Origin of the sequence: Streptomyces mobaraensis (assembly GCF_020099395.1) — a bacterium.
In the GTDB taxonomy this organism is placed as follows: Bacteria; Actinomycetota; Actinomycetes; order Streptomycetales; family Streptomycetaceae; genus Streptomyces.
Window position 1 is genome coordinate 2,631,874 of sequence record NZ_CP083590.1, and the last position, 12,428, is coordinate 2,644,301.

General features: G+C 74.4%; 11 protein-coding genes. 3 read left to right on the plus strand and 8 right to left on the minus strand.

The window, feature by feature from the left end; genetic code table 11:
• Nucleotides 1-51: 51 nt before the first annotated feature.
• Nucleotides 52-798: a ferritin-like fold-containing protein gene (locus tag K7I03_RS11100; RefSeq protein ID WP_152262320.1), complete on the minus strand. Its 747-nt coding sequence runs from the start codon at nucleotides 796-798 to the stop codon at nucleotides 52-54.
• Between the two features lie 550 nt (nucleotides 799-1,348).
• Here K7I03_RS11100 and K7I03_RS11105 point away from each other — a divergent pair.
• The gene (locus tag K7I03_RS11105; RefSeq protein WP_224346993.1) at nucleotides 1,349-4,417 is read left to right on the plus strand and encodes a DEAD/DEAH box helicase; all 3,069 of its coding nucleotides are present in this window, start codon (nucleotides 1,349-1,351) and stop codon (nucleotides 4,415-4,417) included.
• A 211-nt stretch (nucleotides 4,418-4,628) separates the two neighbouring features.
• Here the strand turns inward: K7I03_RS11105 and K7I03_RS11110 are convergent, their stop codons facing one another.
• Complete coding sequence (locus K7I03_RS11110; protein WP_185941726.1) at nucleotides 4,629-5,399, minus strand: SDR family oxidoreductase; 771 nt, start codon at nucleotides 5,397-5,399, stop codon at nucleotides 4,629-4,631.
• Nucleotides 5,400-5,466: 67 nt separating this feature from the next.
• Here K7I03_RS11110 and K7I03_RS11115 point away from each other — a divergent pair, with 67 nt between their 5' ends.
• Nucleotides 5,467-6,396, plus strand: coding sequence for an alpha/beta fold hydrolase (locus K7I03_RS11115; RefSeq protein ID WP_185941727.1), 930 nt, complete (start codon nucleotides 5,467-5,469; stop codon nucleotides 6,394-6,396).
• On the opposite strand, the gene K7I03_RS11120 is transcribed toward K7I03_RS11115, so the two are convergent.
• Together K7I03_RS11120 and K7I03_RS11125 are read right to left on the minus strand one after the other, a co-directional pair.
• Nucleotides 6,371-7,147: a VOC family protein gene (locus tag K7I03_RS11120; RefSeq protein ID WP_185941728.1), complete on the minus strand. Its 777-nt coding sequence runs from the start codon at nucleotides 7,145-7,147 to the stop codon at nucleotides 6,371-6,373. The two genes, K7I03_RS11115 and K7I03_RS11120, sit on opposite strands and share 26 nt — an antisense overlap.
• A 198-nt stretch (nucleotides 7,148-7,345) precedes the next feature.
• Nucleotides 7,346-8,272 carry an NYN domain-containing protein gene (locus K7I03_RS11125; protein WP_185941729.1) on the minus strand — a complete coding sequence of 309 codons (927 nt, stop codon included), beginning with the start codon at nucleotides 8,270-8,272 and terminating at the stop codon, nucleotides 7,346-7,348.
• Between the two features lie 186 nt (nucleotides 8,273-8,458).
• Between K7I03_RS11125 and K7I03_RS11130 the strand changes: the two genes are divergently transcribed.
• Nucleotides 8,459-8,611 (plus strand): hypothetical protein, encoded by a 153-nt coding sequence (locus tag K7I03_RS11130; protein WP_004945549.1) that lies wholly within the window; start codon nucleotides 8,459-8,461, stop codon nucleotides 8,609-8,611.
• Between the two features lie 144 nt (nucleotides 8,612-8,755).
• Here K7I03_RS11130 and K7I03_RS11135 read toward each other — a convergent pair whose 3' ends face one another.
• The 4 genes from K7I03_RS11135 to K7I03_RS11150 form a co-directional block, all read right to left on the minus strand.
• Complete coding sequence (locus K7I03_RS11135) at nucleotides 8,756-9,361, minus strand: MarC family protein (RefSeq protein WP_185941730.1); 606 nt, start codon at nucleotides 9,359-9,361, stop codon at nucleotides 8,756-8,758.
• A 258-nt stretch (nucleotides 9,362-9,619) separates the two neighbouring features.
• Nucleotides 9,620-10,480 (minus strand): PHP domain-containing protein, encoded by an 861-nt coding sequence (locus tag K7I03_RS11140; RefSeq protein WP_185941731.1) that lies wholly within the window; start codon nucleotides 10,478-10,480, stop codon nucleotides 9,620-9,622.
• Nucleotides 10,481-10,715: 235 nt separating this feature from the next.
• The gene (locus K7I03_RS11145; RefSeq protein ID WP_185941732.1) at nucleotides 10,716-11,357 is read right to left on the minus strand and encodes a DUF6758 family protein; all 642 of its coding nucleotides are present in this window, start codon (nucleotides 11,355-11,357) and stop codon (nucleotides 10,716-10,718) included.
• A gap of 78 nt (nucleotides 11,358-11,435) precedes the next feature.
• Nucleotides 11,436-12,047, minus strand: coding sequence for a suppressor of fused domain protein (locus tag K7I03_RS11150; protein ID WP_185941733.1), 612 nt, complete (start codon nucleotides 12,045-12,047; stop codon nucleotides 11,436-11,438).
• Nucleotides 12,048-12,428 lie beyond the last annotated feature (381 nt).

The window sequence follows — 12,428 nt, forward strand, 5'->3', positions numbered from 1 at the left end:
ACGGGACGGTGGGCCGTGTACCGACCCGGCCGGCCGTGCCGGCCGCCCCGCCTACGCGGCCAGCCCCAGCGCGGCCATCCGCTTGGTGTGCGCCTCGGTGATCCGGGAGAACATCTTCCCGACCTCCGCGAGGTCGAAGCCGTCGGCCACCCCGCCGACCAGCATCGTCGACAGGGCGTCACGGTCGGCGACGACCCGCTGCGCCTGCGACAGCGCCTCGCCCATCAGCCGCCGCGCCCACAGCGCCAGCCGGCCGCCGACCCGCGGCTCGGCCTCGATCGCGGCCCGCACCTTCTCGACCGCGAACGTGGCGTGCCCGGTGTCGTCGAGGACGGTCAGCACCAGCGCCCGGGTGTCGGAGTCCAGCCGGGCCGCGACCTCCCGGTAGAAGTCACTGGCGATCGAGTCGCCCACATACGCCTTGACCAGGCCCTCCAGCCAGTCCGAGGGGGCCGTCTGGCCGTGGAACTCGTCCAGCGCGGCGGCGAAGGGCTCCATCGCCGCGGTCGGCTCGACGTCGATCGCCGCGAGCCGGTCGCGCAGCCGCTGGAAGTGCTGGAACTCGGCGGCGGCCATCTTGGCCAGTTCCGCCTTGTCACCCAGCGTCGGCGCCAGCTTGGCGTCCTCCGCCAGCCGCTCGAAGGCGGCCAGCTCGCCGTAGGCGAGTGCGCCGAGCAGGTCCACGACCGCGGCGCGGTAACGGGGGTCGGCGGACGCCTGGGCCCAGTCCTGGGCGGCGATTCCGGTGAGTTCCTCGGCGGGGCCCGTGGCCGCCGCTGCCTTGTCGGACGTCTCCATGAACGGAACCTTAGCCCGCTCCGCCGGAGACGGAAGCCCCTGGTCAGCCAGGCGTCCACGAGGTCGGGGACGAATGGCCCGGGCGCGTATGCGCGGTTCCGGGGTAGAGTGCTATACGGCCCGCCGAGTACGCCGAGCATGGTGTGCGTTCGACTGGCCGTCTCCATGCAGGTTCCTCCGGGAGTGAGTCCTCGGAGCGCCAGCGGATGCCCGGTCGGTGGCCCGATCGGCTTCCACCCGACCGACCGCCCTCCGCGCGGTGCGAACGAGTCGTCCGCACACCAGGAGGGATCCGCTCGCAGCACGTGTGCTCGCGCGAAGGCAGTGGTCCCGCGCCATCCGGCTCCCGCCGGAACGAGTACGACGGCGCGGTACGTACGGACTCCTCGTACGACCCCCTTCGCCGCCGCGTGCCGCGTCTCACAGAAGAGGCAGCACCCTGAATACCCCTGACACCCAGAAGACCACGTTCCGAGAACTCGGGATCCTCCCCGAGACCGCCGAGGCGCTCGAGGCCGTCGGCATCCTCCACCCCTTCCCGATCCAGGAGATGACGCTCCCGGTCGCCCTCTCCGGCTCCGACGTCATCGGCCAGGCCAAGACCGGCACGGGCAAGACCCTCGGTTTCGGCCTCCCCCTGCTGGAGCGCGTCGTCGTCCCCGCCGACGTCGAGGCGGGCCGGGCCAAGCCCGAGCAGCTGACCGACGCGCCGCAGGCCCTCATCGTCGTCCCCACCCGTGAGCTCTGCCAGCAGGTCACCAACGACCTGCTCACCGCCGGCAAGGTGCGCAACGTGCGCGTCCAGGCCATCTACGGCGGCCGGGCGTACGAGCCGCAGGTCGAGGCGCTCAAGGCCGGCTGCGACGTCGTCGTCGGCACCCCCGGCCGGCTGCTCGACCTCGCCGGCCAGAAGAAGCTGGATCTGGGCAACGTCAAGGCGCTGGTGCTGGACGAGGCCGACGAGATGCTCGACCTGGGCTTCCTGCCCGACGTCGAGCGCATCATCACCCTGCTGCCGGCCAAGCGGCAGACCATGCTCTTCTCGGCGACCATGCCGGGCGCGGTCATCTCGCTGGCCCGCCGCTACATGTCGCAGCCGACGCACATCCGCGCCACCTCGCCGGACGGCGAGGGCCAGACGGTCGCCAACATCGCGCAGCACGTCTTCCGCGCCCACAACATGGACAAGCCGGAGATGGTCGCCCGCATCCTCCAGGCGGAGGGCCGCGACCGCGCGATGATCTTCTGCCGGACCAAGCGGACCGCCGCCGACATCTCCGAGCAGCTCATCCGCCGCGGCTTCGCCGCCGGCGCGGTCCACGGCGACCTCGGCCAGGGCGCCCGCGAGCAGGCGCTGCGCGCGTTCCGCAACGGCAAGGTCGACGTGCTGGTCTGCACCGACGTCGCCGCGCGCGGCATCGACGTCGACAACGTCACCCACGTCGTCAACTACCAGACGCCCGAGGACGAGAAGACCTACCTGCACCGCATCGGCCGCACCGGCCGGGCGGGCAAGTCCGGTACGGCCGTGACGCTGGTCGACTGGGACGACGTCCCGCGCTGGAAGCTCATCAACAAGGCGCTGGAACTGCCCTTCGACGACCCGGAGGAGACGTACTCCACCTCCGCGCACCTCTTCGAGGCGCTGGGCATCCCCGCCGGCACCAAGGGCATCCTGCCGCGCTCGCGGCGGACCCTGGCCGGGCTGGAGGCCGAGGAGATCGAGGACCTCGGCGAGACGGGCGGCCGTGGGGCCGGCCGGGGCCGCGGCTCCAAGGACGCCCGGGGCGACCGTGACGGACGCGGCGCCCGGGACGGTCGTGGCGAGCGGAGCGACCGAGGCGAGCCGGAGGTTGCCGGCGAGCGCGCTGAGCGCACCCGTACGCCGCGGCAGCGCCGGCGGACGCGCTCCGGCGCCACGCTGGAGGCGGCGACGACCGCCGCGCCGACGTTCGTCGCTCCGGAGGCCGCAGCGGAGACTGCTGTGACGGCCGAGACCGCCGTGACCGTCGTGACGGAGAACGCCGCCCCTGCGGCGGCACCGGCCACGACGGCTCCCGAGACGCCCGCCCGTCCGCGCCGCCGTCGCCGGACGCGCGGCACGGCCCCGTCGGCGGCTGCGCAGGCCGTCGCCCAGCCGGAGGCTCCCGCCGCGTCGCCCGCCGCCGCCCCGGCGGCCGAGGCACCCGCGAAGTCCGCGGCGCCCGCGGTGTCTGCGGCGCCCACGGCGTCTGCGGACAGGACCGCCCGAGCCGCCACGGCCCCGAAGACGTCCGTGGTCACGGCGCAGGCCCCCGAGCCGGAGGCCCCGGCCCGTCCGCGCCGCCGCGCCCGGACCGCCGCGCCCCGGCAGGGGAGCACGTCGCTGCCGTCGCAGGCCGTGTCGGCCGGGGGCGGCCGTACCGCGCGTCCGCGGTACGCGGCTCCGGCCACGGCCGTGCCGGAAGGCGAGTTCGAGACCGTCGAGACCGCTCTCCTACGCGTGCAGGCGGCCGCCCGGGCCGCCGCCGAGGCGAAGGCCGCGGCCGCCGCTTCCGCGGCCCCGGCCGAGGCGCCGGTGGCTCCGGCCGCCGAAGCCGAGACCGCTCCCGTGAAGCGGGCGCGTCGGGCCGCCACGCGTACGGTGACCTCGCTCGGCGCGGACACCGCGCCGACGGCCGAGCCCGTTGCGGAGCCGGCCGCCGCCGAGGCACCGGCCGCGCCGGCGAAGCGGACGCGACGCGTCGCCACGCGTACGGTCACTTCTCTCGGTGCGGAGACCGCGCCGACGGCCGAGCCCGTGGCCGAGCCGGTCGCCGAGGCACCGGCCGCGCCGGCCGCCCCCGCGAAGCGGACCCGGCGCGTCGCCACGCGGGCCGTCACCACGCTCGGTGCGGACGCCGCCCCGGTGGCTGCGGCAGTCGAGCCGGCACCGGTCGAGCCGGTGGCCGCCGAGCCGGTGAAGCGCGCCCGACGGGTCGCCAAGCGGGCCGTCACCACCCTGGGCGCGGACGCGCCGGAGGCACCGGCCGCCGAGGTGGCCGAGGCCGCCGAGCCCGTGAAGCGGACCCGGCGGACGGTCAAGCGCGCGGAGGCGGCTCCGGCCGTCGACGCCGCCGAGACTGCCGAGGCCGCCGAGCCCGTGAAGCGCACGCGTCGGACCGCCAAGCGCGCCGAAGCGGCTCCGGCCGTCGACGCCGCCGAGACCGCCGAGGCCCCCGAGCCCGTGAAGCGCACGCGCGCCGCCAAGAAGACCGCCGCCGCGCCGGTGGAGGACGAGGCGGCCGCCACGCCGGTCAAGCGGACGCGCAAGCGCGTGACCAAGGCTGCCGACACCGCGGCCGCCGAGCCGGAGCAGACCGCCGTGGCGGAGGAGCCGGCCAAGCCGAAGCGGACGCGGGTGGCGAAGAAGGCCGCTGCCGCGCCGGTCGCCGAGAGTGAGGCCTCCGAGGCGAAGCCGAAGCGGGCTCGGGCGGCCAAGAAGGCTGCTGCGGCGCCGGTTGCCGAGGGCGAGGTCAAGCCGAAGCGGGTTCGCGCGACCAAGAAGGTTGCCGACGTGCCCGTGGCGGAGGCCGAGGCCAAGCCGAAGCGCACTCGGGCGGTCAAGAAGGCCGTCGCCGAGGCGGAGGTCGTGGCCTAAGGGGTTGGGCCCCAGCCCCGCCCTTTCACCGTTTCTTGCGGGGGCGAGCCCCCGCACCCCCGAGCGCGCCTGCGGCGCGCGTCCTCAAACGCCGGGCAGGCTGGTTTTCCAGCCTGTCCGGCGTTTGAGGACAACCGCGCGGAGCGCGGTTTCGGGGGTCTGGGGGCTCGCCCCCGGGAATCGGCGAAGGGGTGGGGCTGGGGCAGCTCCCCTACGCGGCCAGCCCTCCGTCCACCGCCACCGAAGCCCCCGTCACGTATCCGGCGGAAGGCGCCGCCAAGTGGGCGACCGTCCCCGCGACCTCCTCCGGCCGCGCGTACCGCCCAACCGCCGTCGCCCCCGCCTGCGCCTCCGCGAACGGCCCGTCCGCCGGGTTCATGTCCGTGTCGACGGGACCGGGGTGGACGATGTTGACGGTGACCCCGGCCGGGCCGAGCTCGCGGGCGAGGGATTTGGTGAGGCCGGTGAGAGCCGCCTTGCTGGTGGCGTAGAGCGTGCCGCCCGCGAACGGCACGTGCTGCGTCATACAGCTGCCGATCATGATGATGCGCCCGCCCGCGCCGAGGTGCCGCACGGCCGCCTGGGTGGCCAGGTAGACGCCGCGGACGTTCACGGCCAGGACCCGGTCGACGTCCTCCTCGGTCAGCTCGCCGATCGGGCCGAGGGCGCCGACGCCCGCGTTGTTGACGAGGACGTCGAGGCGTCCGAACGCGGAGACGGTCGCGTCCACCGCGTCGCGTACGGCCGTGGCGTCCGCCGCGTCGGCGCGGAGGGCGAGGGCGCGCCGGCCGAGTGCCTTCACCTCGGCGACGACGTCCGTCGCGGCCCGCTCGTTCGACTGGTAGGTGAAGGCGACGTCCGCGCCGCCCGCCGCGAGGCGGAGGACGACGGCGCGGCCGATGCCCCGGCTGCCGCCGGTGACGAGGGCGGCGCGGCCGTCGAACTCGACGGGGACCACTGCGTTGTTCACTGTGTTCTGCATGCTTCGATCTTCTTCGTCCGGGATGCCCGGGACCGGCGGCCATCGGACGTCGCGTTAGCCTCGGACCATGAGCAGGCCGCCGTTCCTCACCTTGCCCTCCTGTGCCCGCGCGTACCGGCTCGCCACCGCGCGCGGGGAGTTCGCCGTCCACGACGCCCGGCCGGCGGGCGAGCGCCGCGGCACGGTGCTGCTGGTGCCGGGGTTCACCGGCAGCAAGGAGGACTTCATCGCCCTGCTGGAGCCTCTGGCCGAGGGCGGGTTCCGGGCCGTGGCGGTGGACGGGCGGGGGCAGTTCGAGACGCCCGGGCCCGACGACGCGTCGGCCTACGGGCGGGAGGAGCTGGCCCTCGACGTGCTGGCCCAGGCCGCCGCGCTCGGCGACGGTCCGGTGCATCTGCTCGGCCACTCGCTCGGCGGGCTGATCGCCCGGGCGGCCGCGCTGCGCGACCCGCGCCCGTTCCGGTCGCTCACGCTGATGAGCAGTGGGCGGGGGCCGGTCTCCGCCGGGCAGCGGGAGCGCACCCGGCTGCTGGTCCACGCCCTTGAGGTGGTGGGGATGAGCATGGAGGAGGTGTGGCGGGAGATGCGGCGGCTGGACGCCGAGCAGGGCGGCGATCCGGAGGGGAGCATCCTGCCGACAGAGCAGGGCGCGTTCCTGCACCGCCGCTGGCTGGCCACCCGTCCCGCACAACTCACCGCGACCGCGCGGCAGTTGATGACCGAGCCGGACCGGGTCGCGGAGCTGGCACGGCTGCCGCTCCCGCTGTGCGTGGTCTCCGGCGCGGAGGACTACGCCTGGCCCGTGCCGGAGCTGGACGCCATGGCGGAGGAACTGTCCGCGCGGCGCGTGCTGATCGCGGGGGCGGGGCACTCGCCGAACGCCGAGGAGCCGGTGGCCACGGCCGCCCGGCTCCTGGAGTTCTGGTCCTCCCTGTCGAAGACCACCCCGTCGACCGGCTCCCCCTCGGCGGTCAGCAGCCCCGCGCCGCCTCGGTGACGGTGAAGATGCCGCCCTCGGGGTCGCAGAGGGTCGCCTCCGGGCCGACCCGGGAGGTGGCCGGCTCGGCGACGACCGAGCCGCCCGCCGCCTGGGCCGCCTCGACGGCCTTCTCCACGTTGTCCACCCGGAAGTAGACGTGCCAGCGCGGCCGGACCTTGGGGTCGGGCGCCGCCTCGACGGCGCCGCCGCGCAGGCAGGCCACCGTCTGGCCGGCCACCCGCACCATCACCACGTCGTCCTCGTAGCGCACGTCCGTCTCCCGGCTGTCCCACTGGAAGACGCCGCCGTAGAAGAGGGCGGCGTCGAAGCAGTCGCGGGTGCGCAGTTCCAGCCAGGCGGGGGCGGCGCCGCTGCCGATGCTCCAGTCGCGCAGCACCCGCCCCTCCCAGAACCCGAAGACCGCGCCGTCCGGGTCGGCGGCCAGCACGGCCCGGCCGCCGCCGAAGGCGAGCGGGCCGACGGCGACGGTGCCGCCGCGCTCGCGGACCCGCGCGGCGGCCGTGTCCGCGTCGTCCACGGCGAAGTAGCTGCTCCAGTGGACGGCGACGCCCATCCGGCGGGCGACGTTGCCCAGTCCGGCGACCGGCCGGCCGCCGGAGAGCGCCACGCAGAAGTCCTCGCCCAGCGACCCCTGCCGGAAGGTCCAGCCGAGCACCGCGCCGTAGAACCGCTGCGCCGCGCCGAGGTCGCCGGTCAACAGGCTCACCCAGCAGGGCGTCCCCGGCCCCGCGCGCTCGGAAGCCGACATGGCCGATCGCCTCGTTTCTCTTGTCCGGTACTCCAGCGGTGACGGGCGGCCGGCGCGCGTCGGGCCGCGACCCACCCGTAGCAAGGGTTCCACTCGGTCCTCCGGCGCGCATTCCGGCACGCGCGTCCCGCGCGCAGTTCTTCCCCCCGGCGTATGCCCCCGTTCCGTCACTCCATCCCCGTTCGCTTCACCGGTGCCTCAGAACCTCATCCGGAGGTGGTCCCAGAAGCCGTCGCGGAGCGCCCGGCGCAGGTCCGCGTGGCCGCGGAGGGACAGGCCCAGCAGCGCCTCGGCGGCGACCAGCAGCTCCTGGTCGACGGCGCCGGGGAGGTAGGGGTGGCTGGGGAGGAGCTCGGCCAGGGCGTCCGGGCCCCGGGCGCCGAGCCACTCGGAGGCGACCCGGGCGCCGACGAACCGCACCTCGTCGCGTTCCGGGACCGTCCCCCGGTGCGCCGGCGCCTCGACGGCCGGCTCGGGGGCGGCCCGCCGGGTCACATAGGGCTCGCAGAACTCCCGGTCGAAGGTGCGCCGGCTGTCGACCTCCCAGAGCAGCGGGTCCGCCTGGTTGCGGCCGCCCGGGGCCTCGATGCCCCAGAGGTGGACGCGGGCGCCGTAGCCCTGCGCGGCCTCGACGGCGGAGACCAGGTCCTCGTCGCCGCCGACGAGCACGGCGTCGCTGATCGCCCGGTGCCGGGCCAGGGTCTCCAGGTCGGTGCGGATCAGGGAGTCGACGCCCTTCTGCTGGTTGTGGGCGTTGAGGTTGCCGAGCCGGACCTTGACGTCGGGGAGCTCGGCGATGGCCTGCTGCTCGGCGGTGTGGATGCGGCGGCGGGCGCCGTCATACCAGTAGACGCGCAGCAGCCGGCTGTCGGGGAAGATCGTCCGCGCCTTGTCGATGAACGCCTCGATCAGGCCCTCGGCGTCGAGCTCGATGGCCCGGCGGTCCTCGCTGCCGACGACGAGGCGGCCGGCGGCGGCGTAGGCGTAGCCGGCGTCCACGAAGACGGCGTGGGTAGCGGGGGTGGTCGCGACCTCGGCGAGGACGCGGGTGAGCAGTGCGTTGGTGTGCTCGATACCGGCGACGACCTCGGCCAGGCCGGGCGCGTCCGGGTGTTCTTCGGTCATGTGGGGGGCTCGCTCGCTCGAAAACACTACCGGTCAGTAATTAGTCATGATAAAAATTTCTTTAGCGTAGGGAATGTTTGCAGACAGCACCTCGTTGGACAGATTCGGAACGCGCCGCAGAGTGGCGGCGCCGTTTCCTGTTCTCGCGAAGTTCTCCTCAGGAGGATCAGACGAAGGGAGAAGCCTGTGCGCTTCGAGATCATGCGACTGGACGACGTCGACGGCACCGCCCTCGACAGCACCGTCGTGGACGCCGCCTCCGTCAACCGGATCGTGCAGCAGGCCGCCTCGATCGGCCAGCGCATCTACATCCGCCCGGCCGACACCGCGACCCGGTGACAGGCTGAAAGAGTACGCACGTCCGGCAGCCGTCGGACGCGGAACGCCCCCGCACGGACCGTCCGTACGGGGGCGCTTCGCGTTCACGGGGGCGTACTCGGGCCGCCCGCGCGGGGGTTCACCGGGTGGGGATCGCCGGGTTGGTCACCAGTTGTGGATCACCTGGGAGACACCGTTGATGATCTGCTGCACGGCGAGCGCGGAGAGCATCATGCCCGCGAGCCGGGTGACGAGCACCACACCGCCGTCCTTGATCACCTTGATGATCAGCAGCGAGTAGCGCATCACCAGCCACAGCACCACGTGCATGGCGGCGATGGCCGTCCACACCGAGACCTGGGCGGCGACCGAGTCCGCGTGCTGCACGGCGAGGATCACCGAGACGATCGCACCGGGCCCGGCCAGCAGCGGCATGCCCAGCGGCACCAGCGCGACGTTGACGTCCTTCGTCTGCGTGGGCTCCTCCGACTTGCCGGTGAGCAGGTCCAGCGCGATGAGCAGGAGCAGCAGACCGCCCGCGATCATCAGGGCCGGGGTGGTGATGTGCAGGTAGTCCAGGATCTGCTGGCCGCAGACGCCGAAGACGGTGATGACGCCGAAGGCCACCGCCGCCGCCTGCCAGGCCATCCGCCGCTGGACCTTGGCGGGGCGGCCCGAGGACAGGGCGAGGAAGATCGGCGTGATCCCGGGCGGGTCCATGATCACGAACAGGGTGAGGAAGAGCGAGCCGAAGACAGCGAAGTCGAACACAGTGAGGGCCTTGCGGTGTGGTGCCGGTCGGAGGACGGGGAGGGCGACGCGCGGAGCGGCCGTCGCGGACTGAAGAGGGGTGAGGGGGGACGAAGAGGGAGAGAGAAGGTCGTCGCGGAAGCGAAGGAGGCGGAAGGCGGCGCGTGGAAGGGCGGGTGGTGGCGCGCCGACGTCGTACGGCGCACGGAGGCGCGCGGAAGCCCGGACGCCGTAAGGAGCGCCCGGCCCGCGCGGAGGGCCTTCCGGGGTGGTGTGGGCTCAGCCGCCCGCGCCCGGGACGGGGAACGCGCCCGTCGCGCGGCGCGTGATCTCGCCGTAGATCTCGGGGTCGGTGGTGAACTCGCCGAGTTCACAGGTCTTGTTGCGGCCGTGGTAGTCGCTGGACCCCGTGGTCAGCAGGGAGAGGTCGGCGGCGAGGCCGCCCAGCCGGGCGCGGGCCGGGGCGTCGTGGTCCATATGGTCGACCTCGATGCCGTCGAGTCCTGCCGCGGCCAGCTCGGCTATCGCGTCCTCGGGGACGCACACGCCCCGCTTGACGGCCATCGGGTGGGCGAGGACGGTGACCCCGCCGGCGGCCTTGACCAGGCGGACCGCGTCGAACGGGTCGAACTCGTGCTTGTCGGCGTAGGCGCGCCCGCCGTTGCCGATCCACTCGGGCGTGAACGCGTCCGAGACGGTGTCGATCACCCCGAGCTCGACCATGGCCGTCGCCACGTGCGGCCGGCCCACGGCGCCCTTGGCCAGCTCCGCGACCCGCTCCCAGGTGATCGGCACGCCGAGTTCGCGCAGCCGGGCCACCATGGCGCGGGCGCGGGGCTCGCGCCCGTCGCGGACGAGCTCGCGCGCGGCGGCGAACTCCGGCTCGGCCGGGTCGAAGAGGTACGCCAGCAGGTGCACGCCGACGCCGTCGGCGCCGCCCAGCCGGCAGGAGAGCTCCGCTCCGGTGACGAGGGTGAGGCCCGGCGGCAGCGCCGCGAGGGCCTCCGCGTGCCCGCCGACGCCGTCGTGGTCGGTCAGCGCGACGACGTCCAGGCCCGCCGCGGCGGCGTTGCGGACCAGCTCGGCGGGGGTGTCCGTGCCGTCGGAGGCCGTCGAGTGGGTGTGCAGGTCGATGCGCACGACTCGGGCCTCCCAGCGAACGGACGAGAGCTGAACGGAACGGAACGGATCGGAACAGAACCGAACGGACCGGTCAGCGACAAGCTACGGACGAACCGGTTAAGGATAACGGTCGTCCGCTCGCTCACCGGCCGGTCCGGTCCGGCACCCCGGGCGTCGTGGACGCGACGGTTCGTCCAGCGCGGCTCGGGCGGCGCGCCGCGGGGCCCGTCCGGCCTCAGGGGGAGACGATGCCTCAGGGGGAGACGATCCAGGGCGAGAGCGCCCCGCAGGGCAGCAGGTCCACCTCCGCGCCGGCGTCCCGCAGGTCGGTGAGGACCAGTTCGTCGTACATCAGCAGCCCCGACCGCTCGGGCCAGACGATGGCCCACAGCCAGAGCCCGCACGCCTCGCCGGCGAAGACCGCCCGGTCGCCGGGGACGCCGGAGACGTGCCAGAGGGGAGTGGGGCGGCCCGCCGCGAGGACCTTGGCGTCCGGGGAGCGGTCGACGCTCAGCCGCGTACCGGGGTCGGGACCGTCGATGCCCGCGTACCGGGCACCCAGCCCGACGCCCAGTTCCTCCGCGACCAGCAGCAGCTCGCCGGGGCCGCCCAGCGGGCCGGGGCCGGAACAGGCGACGGCGGTGGCCCGGCCGCCGCTGCGGTCGTCACCGGCGCAGACGACGCCGGTGAACAGCCAGCCCACCGGCAGCGGCCAGGGCATCCAAACGGGGACCCGCGCCCGGCCGACGACGACGGCCAGCGCCTCGACGCTCGGCGGGACCACGGGTTGCAGAGGGTGCACACTGCCGTGCACTGCGCATTGCCAGGAGTCGGCGAAGAGACCGGGCGCACGCACCCGGCCACCGCACTTCGGGCAACTGGGTTCGCCCCTCATAGGTTCCAACGGTCCTCCGAGGGCGCCGTCGCGTCAAGGACGATCACCCTTCCGGAGTGCCGCCCGCCGGCCCCCGCGTCAGTCGAGCGGAACGCCCTTGCGCAGCGGGTCCCGGAGGTCCGTGCCGTACCGCAGCCAGCGCTCCTGGAGGGCCGCCGCGCCGTGGACGCGCTTCCAGGCGGCCTCGTTGGGGGTCATCGGCAGCAGCGGGAGGAAGCGGACGGGATCCATCGGCTCGTCGAGCGCCAGGTCCTCGACGAGTCCGCCGGGCTCGCCGACGAGGACAGCGGTGAAGGAGGCGCCTGGCCACAGCGGCTCGCCGGTGTCCAGGGACGCGCCCGGGGCCACGACCAGGCCCTCCACCTGCGGGGATGCGGCGAGGACGGCGAGCGGGCGGAGCACCTTGTCGGTGTCGGCGCGGCCGGGGCGGACGGTGAGGAGCAGCTCGGCGCGCGGGCCGCGCACCGGGTCGGCCAGCGGGGACGTCGGGTCGGCCATGGGGTGCGCGGACATGCCGAGGGTGGCGTACCGGACGGCGTCTCCGCCGGTACCGGCGTCGCCGGCGGCCGGGGCCGGGAAGCGGAGGACCTCGATGCGGTCGGTGCCGAGGAAGGTCACCGCGGCGCGGGCGTCCGGTTCCCCGAAGGCGGAGCGGAGTCCGGCCTCGACCCGGGCGAGAACGTCTGACATGCGCCGAGCATAGAACGCGTATCGAACAGGCAAAGCGGGGGCTTGACGTCCCGGGCGGCTGCTAGCCTTGGCCTCTGGTCAGGGAGTTACGTCCGTCCCTCAGCGGGGACCGGCCGGAGGAGGTGGGGCTGCGGTGGATCCTAGTCGACCGTGCAGTACCGACAGTTCTCCCGTCTCTCCGCTCCGGACGCGCGTCCCGCGATCCCTGTGATCTGACGCCTTCCCCCGCCGGCCCCGTGCCGGCTCCCGGAAGTCCCTTCGCGCCCGCGGCTCTTGGCGGAAGAACGCTGCCTCACGCCCCCCTTGCAAGTCTTCAGCGAAGTTCTCCGCGAACTGCCGCCGTTCTCGCGCGGCGCACGAAGCGCGGCCCGCTTCGTGGAC

Coding starts and splice junctions, on each gene's coding strand:
- K7I03_RS11120 (WP_185941728.1), bottom strand. CDS start 7,147: ATGTCGGCTTCCGAGCGCGCGGGGCCGGGGACGCCCTGCTGGGTGAGC.
- K7I03_RS11115 (WP_185941727.1), top strand. CDS start 5,467: ATGAGCAGGCCGCCGTTCCTCACCTTGCCCTCCTGTGCCCGCGCGTAC.
- K7I03_RS11100 (WP_152262320.1), bottom strand. CDS start 798: ATGGAGACGTCCGACAAGGCAGCGGCGGCCACGGGCCCCGCCGAGGAA.
- K7I03_RS11110 (WP_185941726.1), bottom strand. CDS start 5,399: ATGCAGAACACAGTGAACAACGCAGTGGTCCCCGTCGAGTTCGACGGC.
- K7I03_RS11105 (WP_224346993.1), top strand. CDS start 1,349: ATGACGCTCCCGGTCGCCCTCTCCGGCTCCGACGTCATCGGCCAGGCC.
- K7I03_RS11125 (WP_185941729.1), bottom strand. CDS start 8,272: ATGACCGAAGAACACCCGGACGCGCCCGGCCTGGCCGAGGTCGTCGCC.
- K7I03_RS11145 (WP_185941732.1), bottom strand. CDS start 11,357: ATGAGGGGCGAACCCAGTTGCCCGAAGTGCGGTGGCCGGGTGCGTGCG.
- K7I03_RS11150 (WP_185941733.1), bottom strand. CDS start 12,047: ATGTCAGACGTTCTCGCCCGGGTCGAGGCCGGACTCCGCTCCGCCTTC.